Below are 14,690 nucleotides of genomic sequence, written 5' to 3' on the forward strand. Positions count from 1 at the left end.
AACATAAAAAAAAGCCGCATAATTTGCGGCTTTTTTACGTTAACTTAAGACATTAATCTTTGTGTTCAGTCATCTCATTTTGAGTATCAGTCGATTTATTATCTACCTGCTCTGACTCAACTTCAGCTGTTCTAGTGGCTGTAGTGTAAAACTTATCGCCTTTATCAGCCATTGCAACCAGTGATTCACAGGGTGCAAAAATCGCATTGCTGTTAGCCAATGTAGACATATCAGAGCTTATTTTACTCGCACCTAATTTGTCCATGTAGCTAAACGGGCCACCTAAGAACGGTGGGAAACCAATACCAAAAATAGCACCAATATCACCATCACGCGGGCTTGCGATAATACCATCATCTAAACAACGAGCCGCTTCATTAAGCATTTGTGAAACACAGCGCTTAGCAATCTCGTTTTTATTTAAACGTGGGGCTGGGGTTACACCTAGTAGCTCATAGACTGACTCATCGACCTTTTTGCCTTTCTTGTCGTATTCATAAAAACCGCGCCCTGTTTTACGACCAAGACGTTTTGAATCAATCATGCGCGAGAAAGCATCAGGCCCTTTAAAGCGCTCACCCAATTCTTTTTCAAGAATTGGCGCAATTTTAGATCCAATATCAATACCCACTTCGTCCAGCAGTGCCAACGGTCCAACAGGAAAACCAAATTCGACTAAGGCCGCGTCTATTTTTTCAATCGGCTCACCAGCAAGCATTAAGTTAGCCGCTTCATTAAGGTATGGCGCTAAAATACGGTTTACATAAAAACCAGCCATATCTTTTACTACAATTGGCGTTTTACCTTGCTTACGTGCAAAGTTAACTACACGAGCAATGGTTTCTTGTGACGTGCCTTCGTGAGGAATGATCTCTACCAGTGGCATTTTCTCTACTGGCGAGAAATAATGTAAACCAATTACATTTTCAGGGCGTTCTGCTTTTGCTGCAATTTGCGAAATAGGTAATGACGAAGTATTACTTGCAAAAATAGTATTCGCTTGGCATTGCTGCTCAACATCAGCAACCATACCTTGCTTAAGCTCTAAATCTTCAAATACCGCTTCTATCACTAAATCTATGTGCTTAAAGCCGCTGTAATCCGTAGTGCCAGTAATGCGGTTCATGGTTAACTGCATATCAGCTTTAGACATAATACGGCGCTTAAGGCGTTTATCTAAGATTTTGTATGTGTAGTTCATGGCATTACTTATGCCCTGCTCTGCCACATCTTTAATACGTACCGGCAATTTAGCCTTAACCGCACTTACATGGGCAATACCTGCGCCCATTAATCCGCCACCTAACACAGCAGTTTTACTAATCGCAGGAGCGTCATCGTTGCGCCATTCTTTTTTCATTTCAGTGGTTGCAAAGAAAATACCGCGAAGTGCTTTAGACTCATCACTCATTACTAACGTAGCAAAGCCTTCGGCTTCGGTTTTATACGCTTTCATTTCATCAAGCTCTACGCTTGCACGAACCGCTTTAATAATCGCAAGCGGCGCTGGGTAGTGACCACCGGTTTTTTTAAGTACGTTTTCTTTAGCTTTTTTAAAGATAAAGTTACGACCAAACGGGTTTGATTCTAATAGCTTACTGATCTTATCAAGTTTAGGCTCTTTAGCTTGTTGCTTTTTCTTCGCCGCAAACTCTTTGGCCACTTTTAGCAGTACGCTTTGTGGAACACAATCATCCAATACACCGGCTTTTTTAGCTTGTTTTGGACGAATTTGCTTACCAGTTAGCATCCACTCAAGGGCTTTTTGAATACCCACGATTTTAGTTAAGCGTTGTGTACCACCACCGCCAGGCAATAAACCTAGTTGTACTTCTGGTAAACCAATTTTAGTTAAATCGCTATCTGTACCAACGCGATAATCACATGCTAAAGCAAACTCTAAACCACCACCTAAAGCAGCGCCGTGAATAGCACTAACCGTGGTATACGGTAGTTTTTTCATATCAAAAAATGCTTGATGGCATAATTCGCTGATAGCTAATGCATCTTCGCGTTTTTCAACGCTGTCTAGCATTTTCACATCAGCACCGGCAATGAAGTTATCACTTTTGCCACTAATAAATACCATACCTTTCACTGCATGCTCTTTAGCTTGTGCTAATAATGCTTTTAAATCATCAGCAAAGCTGTCACGCAGGGTATTCATTTTTTCACCCGGCACATCAATGGTTACCACGGCTATTTTGTTATCATCAACCGTTAAATTAAATACTGAATCTGTCATTACGCACTCTCCAATACAAAGGCTGCACCTAAACCACCCGCAGCACAGGCAGTCGTTAACGCTAAACCACCGCCACGACGCTTAAGCTCGTATAAGCTTTGTGTAATTAAACGCGCGCCGGTTGCCGCAAATGGGTGACCATAAGCGAGTGAACCGCCGTTAACGTTAAACTTATCCATGTTAATTTCACCTATGGCTTTATTACGCCCTAAGTGCTCTTGTGCAAATTTATCTGAAGCAAACATTTTCATATTCGCTAAGGTTTGCGATGCAAACGCTTCATGCATTTCAATAAGGTCTAAATCAGCTAACGTAATACCTGCTCTATCAAGCGCGATTGGCGTTGAGTGGGCAGGCCCCATTAGCATGTCTTTTTCTACGCCTATAGCTGAAAACGCAAAACTGCGTACGTAGCCTAATATTTCGTAACCCAATGCTTTTGCTTTGCTTTCGCTCATCATTAACACTGCAGCTGCGCCATCGGTTAATGGGGTTGCATTAGCGGCAGTCACAGAGCCGTGCTGACGATCAAATACGGGTTTAAGCTTAGCGTAGCCTTCAACCGTTGAGTTTTTACGAATATTGTTATCTTCTTCAATAAAGCTTTTATAAGGCGGTAAGTGCGCCGTCATTACTTCATCTTTTAACTTACCATCGGCCCAAGCTTGAGTTGCTAATGAGTGAGAACGATGTGCTAAGGCATCTTGATCTTCACGGCTAATATTATGGGTTTTAGCCATTTGCTCAGCTGTTTGTCCCATTGATAAACCCGTTGAGTACTCAGCAACCGCTGGCGGTACTGGTAATAAATCTTTTAAACGTAGTTTTGAGAATATTTTTAAACGCTGACCAAGCGTACGGGCTTTGTTTAAATCGACTAAACTGCCGGCTAATTTTTTACTTACACCAATTGGCAATACAGACGATGAATCGGCACCACCAGCAATACCCACGTTTACAGAGCCTGCCATAATAGATTCGGCAACATTTGCAATTGCTTGAAAGCTAGTTGCACACGCACGTGACACTGAATATGCATCAACGCCAACTGGCATACCTGTACCTAATACAATTTCACGTGCAATATTTGGCGCTTCTGGCATTTGTACTACTTGACCAAAAACCAGTTGATCGATTTCTGACTTGTCGAAATTTAATCGCTCAAGCATTTCATTAACTACTAGCTTACCCATATCCAATGCTGGTACATGGTGAAACGCAGTTGCTTGCTTAGCAAAAGGAGTACGTAGGCCGCTTACAATGGCAATACGGTCGCCTTTTGGTGTTTTAAGTATGTTTTGCTCAGACATTTATTATTCTCTCCCGCTGACAGGTCAGACCTGTATGTTTTCCTCGATTCTAAACAACCCGTGTGATAAAGCCAATAGATAAACGTAAATTAATCATAAAGCGCCATTGTAAATCACTACATACATTGTGTAAGGGTAATACAATAGGCTTTTTTAGCAGGTTTTACAAAGTTTTGTGTTAGGCTAAAAAGCGTTAAAAAATAACGAACTATTTTCAAAAAATCAGTCTAACTCTTGAGTTATCCACTTATAAACCTTATAACTAGCTCAGTATTTGTTACCTAACCACTTTAGGTATTATTTAAGCTGACGAGGACAGTCCACTTATTATGGCAGCTAACGCATTTTCAAACTTAAAAACGTATTTAGACACCCAAATTATTGGCCAGCCAGCGCTCACTCAAGCACTCTTAATTGCTATATTAGCCGATGGTCATTTACTTGTTGAAGGCCCTCCGGGGCTTGCAAAAACGCGAGCGGTTAATGCTTTAGCAAAAGGTATTGAAGGCTCGTTTCAGCGTGTTCAGTTTACCCCAGACTTATTACCTGCCGATGTAACCGGCACTGATATTTATCGTCAACAAACCAGTGAGTTTGTGTTTGAAAAAGGCCCTTTATTTCATAACCTCATATTAGCGGATGAAATAAACCGAGCACCAGCAAAAGTACAGTCAGCTTTATTAGAAGCAATGGCCGAGCGCCAAGTTACTGTGGGCAAAAATACGTATCCACTTAGTGACCTGTTTTTAGTGATGGCAACACAAAATCCGCTTGAGCAAGAAGGGACCTACCCACTACCTGAGGCGCAATTAGACCGTTTTTTATTACATTTAAGTATTAATTATCCAGGGGCTGAGCACGAGCTTGATATTTTACGCCTAACCCGTGGTGAAGCACTTAATGATGAAGCCCCAGTGCTTGAGCAAATTTCGCAAGCAGAGCTGTTTGCCGCTAGAAAAGCGATTTTGGGTCTGTATTTAGCAGAGCCACTAGAGCAATACTTAGTTCAGTTGATTATTGCTACTCGAGAAGGCGCAAACTTAGATGAGCAACTTGGCCGCTGGATTGAATACGGCGCCAGCCCACGTGCCACGATTGCTTTGGATAAATGTGCCCGCGCTCATGCGTGGTTAAGTGGTCGTGATTTTGTATCGCCTGACGATATTCAAGCTGTGGTACATAATGTATTACGCCATCGTATTATTTTAAGTTACGAAGCACAGGCCGATGGTATTACAAAAGATCAGGTTATTAGCCGTATTGTTGAACTAGTAGCTGTACCTTAAGTTATGCAAACACACTTTGATTCTCAGGCATGGCTTAAATTAAGTCATAGCCATGGTGTTAATTTATCGCTTAAAGAGCTGATGTATTATAAAGCAAAAGCGCAACTGCTTGAGCTGGCACCTAAAGTTAGAATAAAAAATACCTTAGCGGGGCAATATCTAGCGCCGCATAAAGGCCGTGGCATGGAGTTTGCCGAAGTGCGCCATTACCAACACGGTGATGACATACGCTCTATTGATTGGCGGGTCACGGCTCGTACCGGTGAAACCCACACCAAACTTTTTCAAGAAGAAAAAGAACGCCCGGTATTTGTATTTACTGACTTTTCAAACTCCATGTTATTTGGCTCTCAATTATTATTAAAGTCGGTGCAAGCTGCACATATTAGTGCCTTGGTTGCGTGGTCTGCTTGCCAACGTGGCGATAGAATTGGCGGTGTTGTGTTTAATCAGCACTCGCATTTAGAGCTTAAACCTAGTGCCCGTGAAAAGGCCGTGTTAAAGCTGTGTCATAATTTATGCGACGCCCATCAGCAGGCACTTGAAAATATTGATAAACCTGCCAGTAATAACTTTAGTGACAACCTTAAGCGTTTAAATCACTTAGCTAAACCCGGTAGTTTGGTTTATATCGTATCCGATTTTAACGCCTTAGATGACGCCAGCTTTAAACAACTCGAATTACTTGCGCGGCACTGTGAGTTAATAGGCTGCCATATTAGCGACCCCTTCGAGCATAAGTTACCTGCTTTCCAACAAGCGGTTACGGTAAGTGCTAATAATCAGCAGTTTGCCCTCCCTTTGATGGATAACAGTTTTAGAGAACGATTTGCCAAAAATGCCGAGCAAGCATTTAGCGCGCGTATTAATCGTTTAACAAAATCTGGGCTTAACCTATTATCATTCGATGCAGCCACTACGCTGGAACTGCAATTAGTGAGAAGATAAATCATGCAAACCTCTCCACTTGATGGCCTTCACGATATTATTGCTCCCTCTCACGTTGACTGGTGGCCGTTAGCCCCTGCTTGGTGGGTAGTTATTAGCATTGCACTGTGCTTAGTGTGTGGCTTAATTATAATTATGTACAAAAACTATCAATTTAAAAAACCAAAACGTAATGCGATTAAATTAGCTAATCAACAACAATCAGCGCAGCAATTGCATATTATTTTAAAGCGTTTAGTGATCACCTATTACGATCCACGCTTAGCAGCGCAATCCACAGCTAACTGGTGTAAAACCCTAAGTCAACTTGCTGCAATTGGTTTTAATGAAGATGAAATTTCAAGCCTATATAGCACAGCACAAACACCACCGGCACTCAGTGATAAGTTTCGCCAAGCTATTAAACAATTTAAGCTAAAGGAGCCACTGCATGTTTGAATTTAGCTGGCCATGGCTGTTTTTATTATTGCCGCTTCCTTTAACGTTACTGCTATTAAAACCCGCAGCAAGTAATGCAACGACACGTTTACGCATCCCTAGTTTTGCATCGCATAATTTAAATAATCAACATGTAGAGCCCAGTGCACGTAAGTTAAACACTCTTGAATGGTTGCTATGGGCATTATTAGTAACAGCATCGGCTAACCCTACTTGGTTAGATGAGCCTATATCGCTGCCTAATGAAGGTCGCGACATTATGCTCGCTGTGGATTTATCCGGCTCAATGACAGAACAAGACATGGCTTATAATGGCCAATATGTTGACCGTTTAACTATGGTTAAAGCAGTGCTTAGCGATTTTATAGAGCAGCGTCAAGGCGACAGACTTGGGCTAATATTGTTTGGTGATACAGCGTTTTTGCAAACACCTCTCACCCGTGATGTAAAAACCGTCAGCAAAATGCTTACTGAAGCACAAATTGGCCTAGTAGGACGTGCCACGGCTATTGGTGACGCTTTAGGTTTATCGGTTAAACGCTTTGCTAGTAAAAAAGAAAGTAATCGCATTGTAGTGTTACTAACAGATGGACAAAACACCGCAGGAAACCTTGACCCCGAAGATGCCCTATTACTAGCTCGTGAAGAAGGCATAAAAGTGTACACCATCGGAGTCGGCTCAGATAACCCTCGTGGCTTTAGTTTATTTAATATGAGCTCTGGGGGCAGCAATTTAGATGAGAGTTTACTGAAAAATATTGCCGAACAAACAGGGGGTCTGTACTTTAGAGCCAAAGATGTCGCTGGGTTGCAACAGATCTATGCAGAGCTTGATAAACTCGAGCCAATTAGTGCCGATGAGCAGACCTTTCGCCCGCAAACAGCCTTGTTTTATTATCCGTTATTACTGGCCATTCTATTAATAAGTGCAATGGCATTTTTAAAAACAGTACGTGCATTGAAGGAGCCAAGCTAATGGATTTTGAGTTTATTCGCCCCGCTATTTTATGGCTGCTACTCCCTGCGCTAGGGCTGTTTTTTATTGCCATGCTTAAAAAGAAAAAAGCCCAATCGGCGCCACTCATTGCGCCACATTTAGCACAATTTGTTATGAGTGAATCAAATAATCAGGCTCGTCAGCCGCTGTGGCTAGTTGCGTTATTTTGCAGTTTAGCCATTATATTTAGTGCAGGCCCAAGTTTTGAGGAAAAACAAGTCCCTGTATTTCAAAGCAAAAGTGCCCGCGTTATTGTAATGGATATGTCGTACTCTATGTATAGCACCGACATTGCTCCTAATCGATTAATGCAATCTCGCTTTAAAGCCCTCGATATGATTGAGTTATTTAAAGAAGGTGATACTGCATTAGTAGCCTACGCAGGCACTGCCTATACCATTTCTCCACTGACCAATGATGCAACCACCCTTGCTAATCTTATTCCTAGTTTGAGCCCTGAGATTATGCCTGATAAAGGCTCCAACGTGCTGGCAGGTTTAGACATGGCGCAAGAGCTGCTCACTCAAGCAGGCTACCTAGATGGTGATATTATTTTGATCACCGATGGTATTGAACAACAACAGCAAAGTGATATAAGTGGCTTTACTAACAGTAGCCAGTATCGACTTAATATTTACGGTATTGGCACTGAGCAAGGTGCACCAATAAAGTTACCTGAAGGCGGATTTTTAAAAGATAATTACGGCCAAATTGTAGTGCCTACACTCAATGGTTCTTTACTCAAAGGACTAGCAAAGAATAGTGGCGGCCAATACGCTAATTATCAGCCAAGTAATAGCGATATTGCCATTTTTTCACCGCAAGCAAACAGTGAAATACTAAAAAGTGAAAAACCAAATTTAGCCTTGTGGCGAATCGATGTTGGCATTTATGGCTTGCTTATTTTGCTGCCCTTAGCTCTATACTTATTTAGGCGCTCTGCGTTTATTGGTGCGGTGCTATTGCTAAGCTTTTTACCTCAGCAAAATGCCCATGCAGTAGAGTTACCAACGCTATTTAAAAATACCGATCAACGTGCATTAGAAGCTTACAACAACCAAGAGTACCAACAAGCAGCGCAAGCGAAGTCCAACGCTCTCAAAGGCGCTGCACTTTATCAGCAAGGTCAGTTTGAAGGCGCTCTGAACGAATTTAGTCAAGATAAATCAGCTACTGGTTATTACAATTACGGTAATGCACTGGCTAAAGCCGGACAATTGGAGGCTGCTATAAACGCTTACAAACAAGCGCAATCACTGCAGTCTGATTTTACCAAAGCAGCCGATAACCAAGCGTTAGTTGAGCAGTTACTTAAGCAACAGCAAGATCAAGAAAACCAACAAGGTAATGATTCGCAAAATCAAGATGATCAAAGTCAAGATGATGCAGATAAATCAAAACAAGATCAGCAAAAAAATGGCGATAAAAATAACGCAGATAAAAGCGAAGATAACAGTCAAAACAGTGAAGAGCAGCAATCGGGTGAGCCCTCGGAGCAATCAAAAGATCAACAAAGCCAATCTGGCGAGCAGTCAGATGAACAAAATCAGCCTGACATGCAAGCTCAATCACAAAACCAACAAGACGAGAACAAAGACGACGATAGTAAGCCTCAGCAAGACGAGCAACAGAGTCAACCCAATCAAATGAATGAGCAACCGCCATCAGATGAGCAGAAGCAGCAAGCACAACAACAAGCTATGCAAGCAAAGGCGGCTGAACTCACTAATGAAGAAAAAGAGAAAGCACAACAACTAAATCAGTTACTAAGAAAAGTGCCCGACGATCCCGCTATTTTATTAAGAAACAAAATGCAATTAGAAGCCCAAAAAAGACAATATCAACGCCGTCCAACAGGAGTAGAAAAATCATGGTAATGCGATTATTTTGCTGTTTATTGCTATTAACTGCCATGCCATTAATGGCCGCCACTTCATTAGAGGCAAGCGTAGATAAAAACCCGGTACTGGCAGGTGAGTTTTTTATGCTCAATATTAGCGTTGATGATTCAATCAAAGGGCAACAACCCGATACTTCAGCGCTGTTAAAGGATTTCGTAGTCGGCCCTATGAGCTTAAGTAGCCGCACCAACATTATTAACGGTAGCATTAAAAAACAAACATCGTGGTCTGTTAAGTTAATGACTCGCAAAGCCGGCGAATACACAATTCCTTCTTTTAGTGTTGCAGGGCTCAGCTCTCAACCGATAAACTTGTCGGTTAAAGAGCGAAGCAGCGATGCGGGCAAAAATGATGATATATTTTTAAAAAGCTCGCTTACAAATAACAGCTTATTTGTGCAAGAGGCTGGCGTTTACACCATTAAACTTTACTTAGCTAAAGAGCTACTTGATGGCAGCTTAAGCACGCCAAGCATGGAAGATGCTCAACTCACCCAGCTAGGTAAGCAAAGTGAAGATTATGAACTGGTTAACGGTAAACGTTATTTAGTGATCACCCGTAATTATTTAATTCAGCCGCAAAAAAGTGGTGCATACACCATTGAAGCACCGGTTTTTCAAGGGCGTGTTCAACAAAACTATCGCCAACTAGAGGTGTCGGCACTTGGCGATGAACAACAGATTGAAATCAAACCCATCCCTGAGAATTATCAAGGTGATTGGTTACCCAGTGAATTAGTAAGTCTAACCGAGCAATGGCAACCAGACGATAATACCGTTGAGGCCGGCACGCCAATAACACGCACTATTATGCTTACCGCATTAGGGGTTACTAAGGAGCAACTACCCGAAATTGATATGCCTACTATAAATGGTATTCGCAGCTACCCAGATGAAAAAGAGACTAATAATGCAGTACGCGATGGTCGAGTGGTATCACAGCAAAGCGCCTCATTTGCGCTACTACCACAAACACCAGGCACTTATACATTGCCTGAAATTACCCTGCCTTGGTATAACACCAAAATGAACCGAATTAGTTACGCAACTTTACCAGAACGCACAATTACGGTAACACCAAGTACCACAGCGCCAGCAAACTCACTAAATACACCCGTTGAAAGTACTTTAAACAACACGGATGCAGAGCCAACGCAGCAAGCGCTCAGCGTGCAACGCCACACTAGTACGCCTCTATGGCTTATTATTGTAGCCGTATTAGGTTACATATTATGGATTGTGACCCTGGTTCTTTACTTTATGAAACGCTCAGCTAAAGAAGTGCAACAAACGACGCAAGCAAATCATAGAGGCAATCAGCAAGCAGATTTAAAAACACTGCAAATACTTGCTAAAAGCCATGATAATAAAGCATTTTACGATGCACTTAATCTATACGCGCTAACTCGAACAGATAAAAAGGTAGGAGCTCTCACCCATTTATGCGCTATGATAAACAACTCGCAGTTCACTGCGCAGGTAAATAATTTACAAGCACAGTTGTACGGTAACCAATCGGCTAGCACTGATTTAGAAGCGATTGTTAGTTTATTAAAAAAACATCAATCGCACACAGCTAAGTCATCATCTGCGTTAAAAGAGCTATATTCTTAATAAGAATCTTAGTTACTTTTTTGGCCTATAATAATTTTAATTAAAAAGTGCTTATGTTTGGAAATAAAAAATCGAATGATCGGGTCTTAATTAATATGGCTGAAAAACAACAACGCTATGAAGCCTTGGTTCATGTTTATCATAAGGAACTCTATCGCTTTGCTTACTGGTTATGTAACGATCCGACTATTGCTGATGACTTAGTGCAAGAAACCTTTTTGCGTGCATGGCGCTCGCTTGATTCGTTACTCGACCAAAAAGCAGCTAAGCCATGGTTGCTGACCATATTAAGGCGTGAGAATGCCAGACGCTTTGAGCGCAAGCAATTTGATTACAGTGATGTAGATAACGACACATTGGTGGATCAAACCAGCCATAGTTTAGATACAGCAATGGAACAAACCGTTATTCAGCGACAAATTTCTTTATTGGCTGATGACTACAAGGAGCCGCTGTTGCTACAGGTGGTAATGGGCTGCACCGGAGATGAAATTGCAGACATTCTTAACTTAAATAAAAATACTGTTATGACACGTTTATTCCGAGCAAAAAATCAACTTAAAGAGGCATTAAGCCGTGATGATGAACAACTTAAAGGAGCATCAAAATAATGGATGAACTTGAGTTTCGTCGCCGCACGATTGCGCAGCCAAATGAGCTGGACAAAGAGCTTCAGGAATTTGCAAACAGCAGTGCCGACAGACAACAATTTTTAAATGAAAGCAAAGCATTCGATAAACAACTCGACGACGCGCTTGATATTACTGTACCTGACAATCTTGCTGAACGAATTATTTTAAACACCTCGTTAAAAGAAAAAGCCAGAACAGATGAACTTGAGCAAAAGGATAACGTGGTTAGTGCACGCTCATGGTTTAAGTTCGACCGAATGCATTTGGCTTTGGCAGCTTCGTTTGTGATTGCAGTTAGTGCGTTTATGTTTAGCGAAGAACAAAGTATTAATCAAACGGCTGGTGAGCATGCACTAGCCCATGTTTACCATGAAATTTATGCGTTAAATAAAACTCAACAAATTAGCATCCAAACTGTCAATGAAAAGCTGGCTTTACTTGGCGGCCATATTAGTGATTTACCTGGCAAAGTGACTTATGTTAACTTTTGCGATTTTCAAGGTGAGAAAGGTATTCATTTAGTGTTTGAGTCTGACTTTGGGCCTATGACCGTGTTTATTGTGCCAAGCGATAATCAAATCTTTGAAATTGGCTCTGATGATTTTAATGACTCTCGCTATGCTGGCCATATAAATCGTGGCAAACAGGCCGATACCGTGCTAATTGCAAGCCTTGGCTCACCAGTTGATATGTATAATGAACGTATTTCAGGTGCTATTCGCTGGCTTTAAGCCATTATAGAAACAATAAAAAACCGCAACGAGTGTGCGGTTTTTTTATTATTTAAAAGCCAAAGCTGCTTACTGATTACTTACAAACATCAGCAACTGCGTTAGCAAAGTAGTTGATATTTGCTTGGCTAATACCTGCTACATTAACACGGCTAGAACCGACAATGTAAATACCGTATTCTTTTTGCAAGCGCTCGATTTGCTCTTTATTAATACCTAAGAAAGAGAACATACCGTGTTGGCGGTCAATAAACGAGAAGTCTTGAGCAATGTCTTTCGCTGCCAGGCTGTCTTTAATTAAACTACGTAACCCATTAATACGGTTACGCATTTCATCAAGTTCACTGTGCCATAGCTGCGTTAACTCTGTGCTGCTTAAAATAGTGTTTACAATGTCTGCACCATGCGCTGGCGGCATAGAATAAATGCTACGTACCACACTTAATAACACCGAGTTTGAAATATCAGCTGTTGCACTGTCTTTTGCAATGATTGAACAGGCACCAATACGCTCACGGTATAAGCCGAAGTTTTTAGAACATGATGAACAAATGATCAACTCTTCAACCGCATTGGCTAAAATACGTAAACCATTCGCATCTTCTTCTAAAGAAGAGCCAAAACCTTGATATGCAATATCAATTAATGGCGTAAAACCCACATCTTTTGCAAGTTCAGCAATAGTATTCCATTGTGTTTCGTTTAAATCCATACCACTTGGGTTGTGACAACATGCATGTAATAACACCACATCGCCCTTAGGCACCTGTGTTAGTGTTTCAACCATTTCATCAAACAATAAATCTTTGTTTTCGTAGTCGTAGTATGGGTATTCTTTTACCGTTAAGCCTGCAGCTTCAAATAAGCTAATGTGGTTAGCCCACGTTGGGTTAGTAACCCATACAGTAGCGCCTGGATTACAACGTACAATAAATTCTGCTGCAACACGAAGTGCGCCTGTACCACCAGGTGCTTGTGCTGTGCGTACGCGATTAGCTAATAATGCTGGGTGCTCACCAAGAAGAAGATTTTCCATTTGTTGACAGTAATCTAAGTTACCAGCAAGTCCAATGTAAGATTTGCTCATTTCATTTTCTAAACGAAACGCTTCTGCTTTTTTTACTGACTTTAATACCGGGGTATTCCCCTGCTCGTCTTTATATACACCAACCCCTAAGTCAATCTTATTTGGGTTAGTATCTTGCTTGTAGGCCGCCATAAGGCCAAGAATAGGGTCTGTTGGTAATGGTTTTAATACTGAGAACATTGGCTATCTCTTCGTTATTTAGGGGTTAGCTGTTGCGCTAAGCTTAACATAAAAACTCACTTGATTGACTAGTGTTATTTACACTAAAAAGTGAGGAATTTTAATACAGCACGCTATTAATAACGCGAGCGTCGCTTTATCAAAAAAATCAGTATTAAAAGCTTCACCATCAACAATACCTATACATTGCTGTTGTGCATTAAATAGCGGTAAACAGGCTTCTGCTTTTACTTTCGGATCGCAGGTGTAATATTCACCGCCTGCTGCCAAATATTGCTCAACGTTATTGATAACGCGTCCTTTACCACTAAACGCTACCTGAACGTTATTGCTGGCAGTCGCAAATTCAGCAGTAAGCGGAAATAAAGGACGACTCGGCGCACCAAAATAAGCCAGCTTTAATAACTGCTCCCCTTCATTGGTGTGGGTATTCTGATAAATGCCGTACCAATCAAGCTTTGTGTTTTCAATGACGTAGTCAACAATCAATTGAAGTTGCGCTAATTTTTCAGTTGTTTGCGTACTTTGGCTGACATAATCGCTTAGTTTAAACGGCTCATCCTGTAGGTAACCAAATAAACTGCATGCCCCACCTTCACCTAGCTCAGGAATTTGGTATTCCCAACGCACGGCTGGTGCAGCATTTTTATTTAGGTATTGCTCAAGCTTTTCTAGCTCAGCGTGAATTAACTGTGGCTCAACATTAAGTTGAGCATACTCTAAGTAAGAATTAACCATTTGGACGTCCATACATCTATAATGCCGAAATAGTAGCATGGATGTTTTTATAGTGCTAGCCAATTTAAAGCGCTTTTTTAAAATCTTTAAACACTTTTATTCATAGATATAATTGCGGTATTTAAACTGGTTGCTTTATCTTTGGGGGCATTAAAAGGTGTTCAGCTTAGGTGCAAAAATTACGCCTTTGCTTCACAAATTTGTTATTATTTGCCGCATTATTATATTCAATCTTAAGTAGGTTAATTATGAGTGATAGTCACTTAGTGTATTCAACAGCAACAGGGCGAATTGATCAGCCAAAGCCAGAAAAAGAACTGGATGTAAAACTATTTAAAGACGGGTCAATTCGCATAGAACGTCAAACCAAAGGCCGAAAAGGTAAAGGTGTAATGCTGGTTGTTGGTCTTGATCCACAACAGCATGATTTGAAAAAGTTAGCAAAAACAATAAAAAGTAAGATGGGCCAAGGGGGCGCAGTAAAAGAAGGTGTTATTGAAGTACAAGGTGATGATCGCGACAAATTAAAAGCGATTTTAGAGGGATTAAAATTTAAAGTAAAAATTGCGGGTGGTTAACCCGCA

At 41.2% G+C, this 14,690-nt stretch carries 13 protein-coding genes; 9 read left to right on the forward strand and 4 right to left on the reverse strand.

Going from position 1 to position 14,690, the window contains the following annotated elements:
• Nucleotides 1-52: 52 nt before the first annotated feature.
• Together fadJ and fadI are read right to left on the reverse strand one after the other, a co-directional pair.
• Nucleotides 53-2,245 carry a fatty acid oxidation complex subunit alpha FadJ gene (fadJ, locus tag PUND_RS12315; protein WP_010391350.1) on the reverse strand — a complete coding sequence of 731 codons (2,193 nt, stop codon included), beginning with the start codon at nt 2,243-2,245 and terminating at the stop codon, nt 53-55.
• Nucleotides 2,245-3,555 (reverse strand): acetyl-CoA C-acyltransferase FadI, encoded by a 1,311-nt coding sequence (fadI, locus tag PUND_RS12320; RefSeq protein WP_010391348.1) that lies wholly within the window; start codon nt 3,553-3,555, stop codon nt 2,245-2,247. The genes fadJ and fadI overlap by 1 nt, the downstream gene beginning before the upstream one ends.
• Nucleotides 3,556-3,884: 329 nt before the next feature.
• Between fadI and PUND_RS12325 the strand changes: the two genes are divergently transcribed.
• From PUND_RS12325 to PUND_RS12360, 8 genes are read left to right on the forward strand one after another with little or no spacing between them, the layout of a single operon-like run.
• Nucleotides 3,885-4,841 carry an AAA family ATPase gene (locus PUND_RS12325; protein WP_010391346.1) on the forward strand — a complete coding sequence of 319 codons (957 nt, stop codon included), beginning with the start codon at nt 3,885-3,887 and terminating at the stop codon, nt 4,839-4,841.
• Nucleotides 4,842-4,844: 3 nt separating this feature from the next.
• Complete coding sequence (locus PUND_RS12330) at nt 4,845-5,789, forward strand: DUF58 domain-containing protein (protein WP_010391342.1); 945 nt, start codon at nt 4,845-4,847, stop codon at nt 5,787-5,789.
• A 3-nt stretch (nt 5,790-5,792) separates the two neighbouring features.
• Entirely contained in the window at nt 5,793-6,227 is a 435-nt protein-coding gene (locus PUND_RS12335) for a DUF4381 domain-containing protein (RefSeq protein ID WP_010391338.1), read from the forward strand.
• Nucleotides 6,220-7,203 (forward strand): vWA domain-containing protein, encoded by a 984-nt coding sequence (locus PUND_RS12340; protein WP_010391336.1) that lies wholly within the window; start codon nt 6,220-6,222, stop codon nt 7,201-7,203. The genes PUND_RS12335 and PUND_RS12340 overlap by 8 nt, the downstream gene beginning before the upstream one ends.
• The gene (locus PUND_RS12345; RefSeq protein ID WP_010391333.1) at nt 7,203-9,101 is read left to right on the forward strand and encodes a vWA domain-containing protein; all 1,899 of its coding nucleotides are present in this window, start codon (nt 7,203-7,205) and stop codon (nt 9,099-9,101) included. Before PUND_RS12340 ends, PUND_RS12345 begins: the two co-directional genes overlap by 1 nt.
• Nucleotides 9,095-10,738 carry a BatD family protein gene (locus tag PUND_RS12350; protein ID WP_010391331.1) on the forward strand — a complete coding sequence of 548 codons (1,644 nt, stop codon included), beginning with the start codon at nt 9,095-9,097 and terminating at the stop codon, nt 10,736-10,738. The genes PUND_RS12345 and PUND_RS12350 overlap by 7 nt, the downstream gene beginning before the upstream one ends.
• Nucleotides 10,739-10,791: 53 nt before the next feature.
• Nucleotides 10,792-11,349, forward strand: coding sequence for a sigma-70 family RNA polymerase sigma factor (locus PUND_RS12355; protein WP_010391329.1), 558 nt, complete (start codon nt 10,792-10,794; stop codon nt 11,347-11,349).
• On the forward strand, nt 11,349-12,101 hold the full coding sequence (locus PUND_RS12360) for a DUF3379 family protein (RefSeq protein ID WP_010391327.1): 753 nt from the start codon (nt 11,349-11,351) through the stop codon (nt 12,099-12,101). The genes PUND_RS12355 and PUND_RS12360 overlap by 1 nt, the downstream gene beginning before the upstream one ends.
• Before the next feature lie 76 nt (nt 12,102-12,177).
• Here the strand turns inward: PUND_RS12360 and PUND_RS12365 are convergent, their stop codons facing one another.
• Together PUND_RS12365 and PUND_RS12370 are read right to left on the reverse strand one after the other, a co-directional pair.
• On the reverse strand, nt 12,178-13,368 hold the full coding sequence (locus PUND_RS12365) for an amino acid aminotransferase (RefSeq protein ID WP_010391325.1): 1,191 nt from the start codon (nt 13,366-13,368) through the stop codon (nt 12,178-12,180).
• A gap of 78 nt (nt 13,369-13,446) precedes the next feature.
• Nucleotides 13,447-14,106: a GAF domain-containing protein gene (locus PUND_RS12370; protein ID WP_010391323.1), complete on the reverse strand. Its 660-nt coding sequence runs from the start codon at nt 14,104-14,106 to the stop codon at nt 13,447-13,449.
• 248 nt (nt 14,107-14,354) lie between these two features.
• On the opposite strand from PUND_RS12370, the gene PUND_RS12375 reads away from it, so the two are divergent.
• Nucleotides 14,355-14,684, forward strand: coding sequence for an SUI1 family translation initiation factor (locus PUND_RS12375; RefSeq protein ID WP_008114484.1), 330 nt, complete (start codon nt 14,355-14,357; stop codon nt 14,682-14,684).
• The last annotated feature ends 6 nt before the right edge of the window (nt 14,685-14,690 follow it).

This window comes from Pseudoalteromonas undina (assembly GCF_000238275.3).
In the GTDB taxonomy this organism is placed as follows: Bacteria; Pseudomonadota; Gammaproteobacteria; order Enterobacterales; family Alteromonadaceae; genus Pseudoalteromonas; species Pseudoalteromonas undina.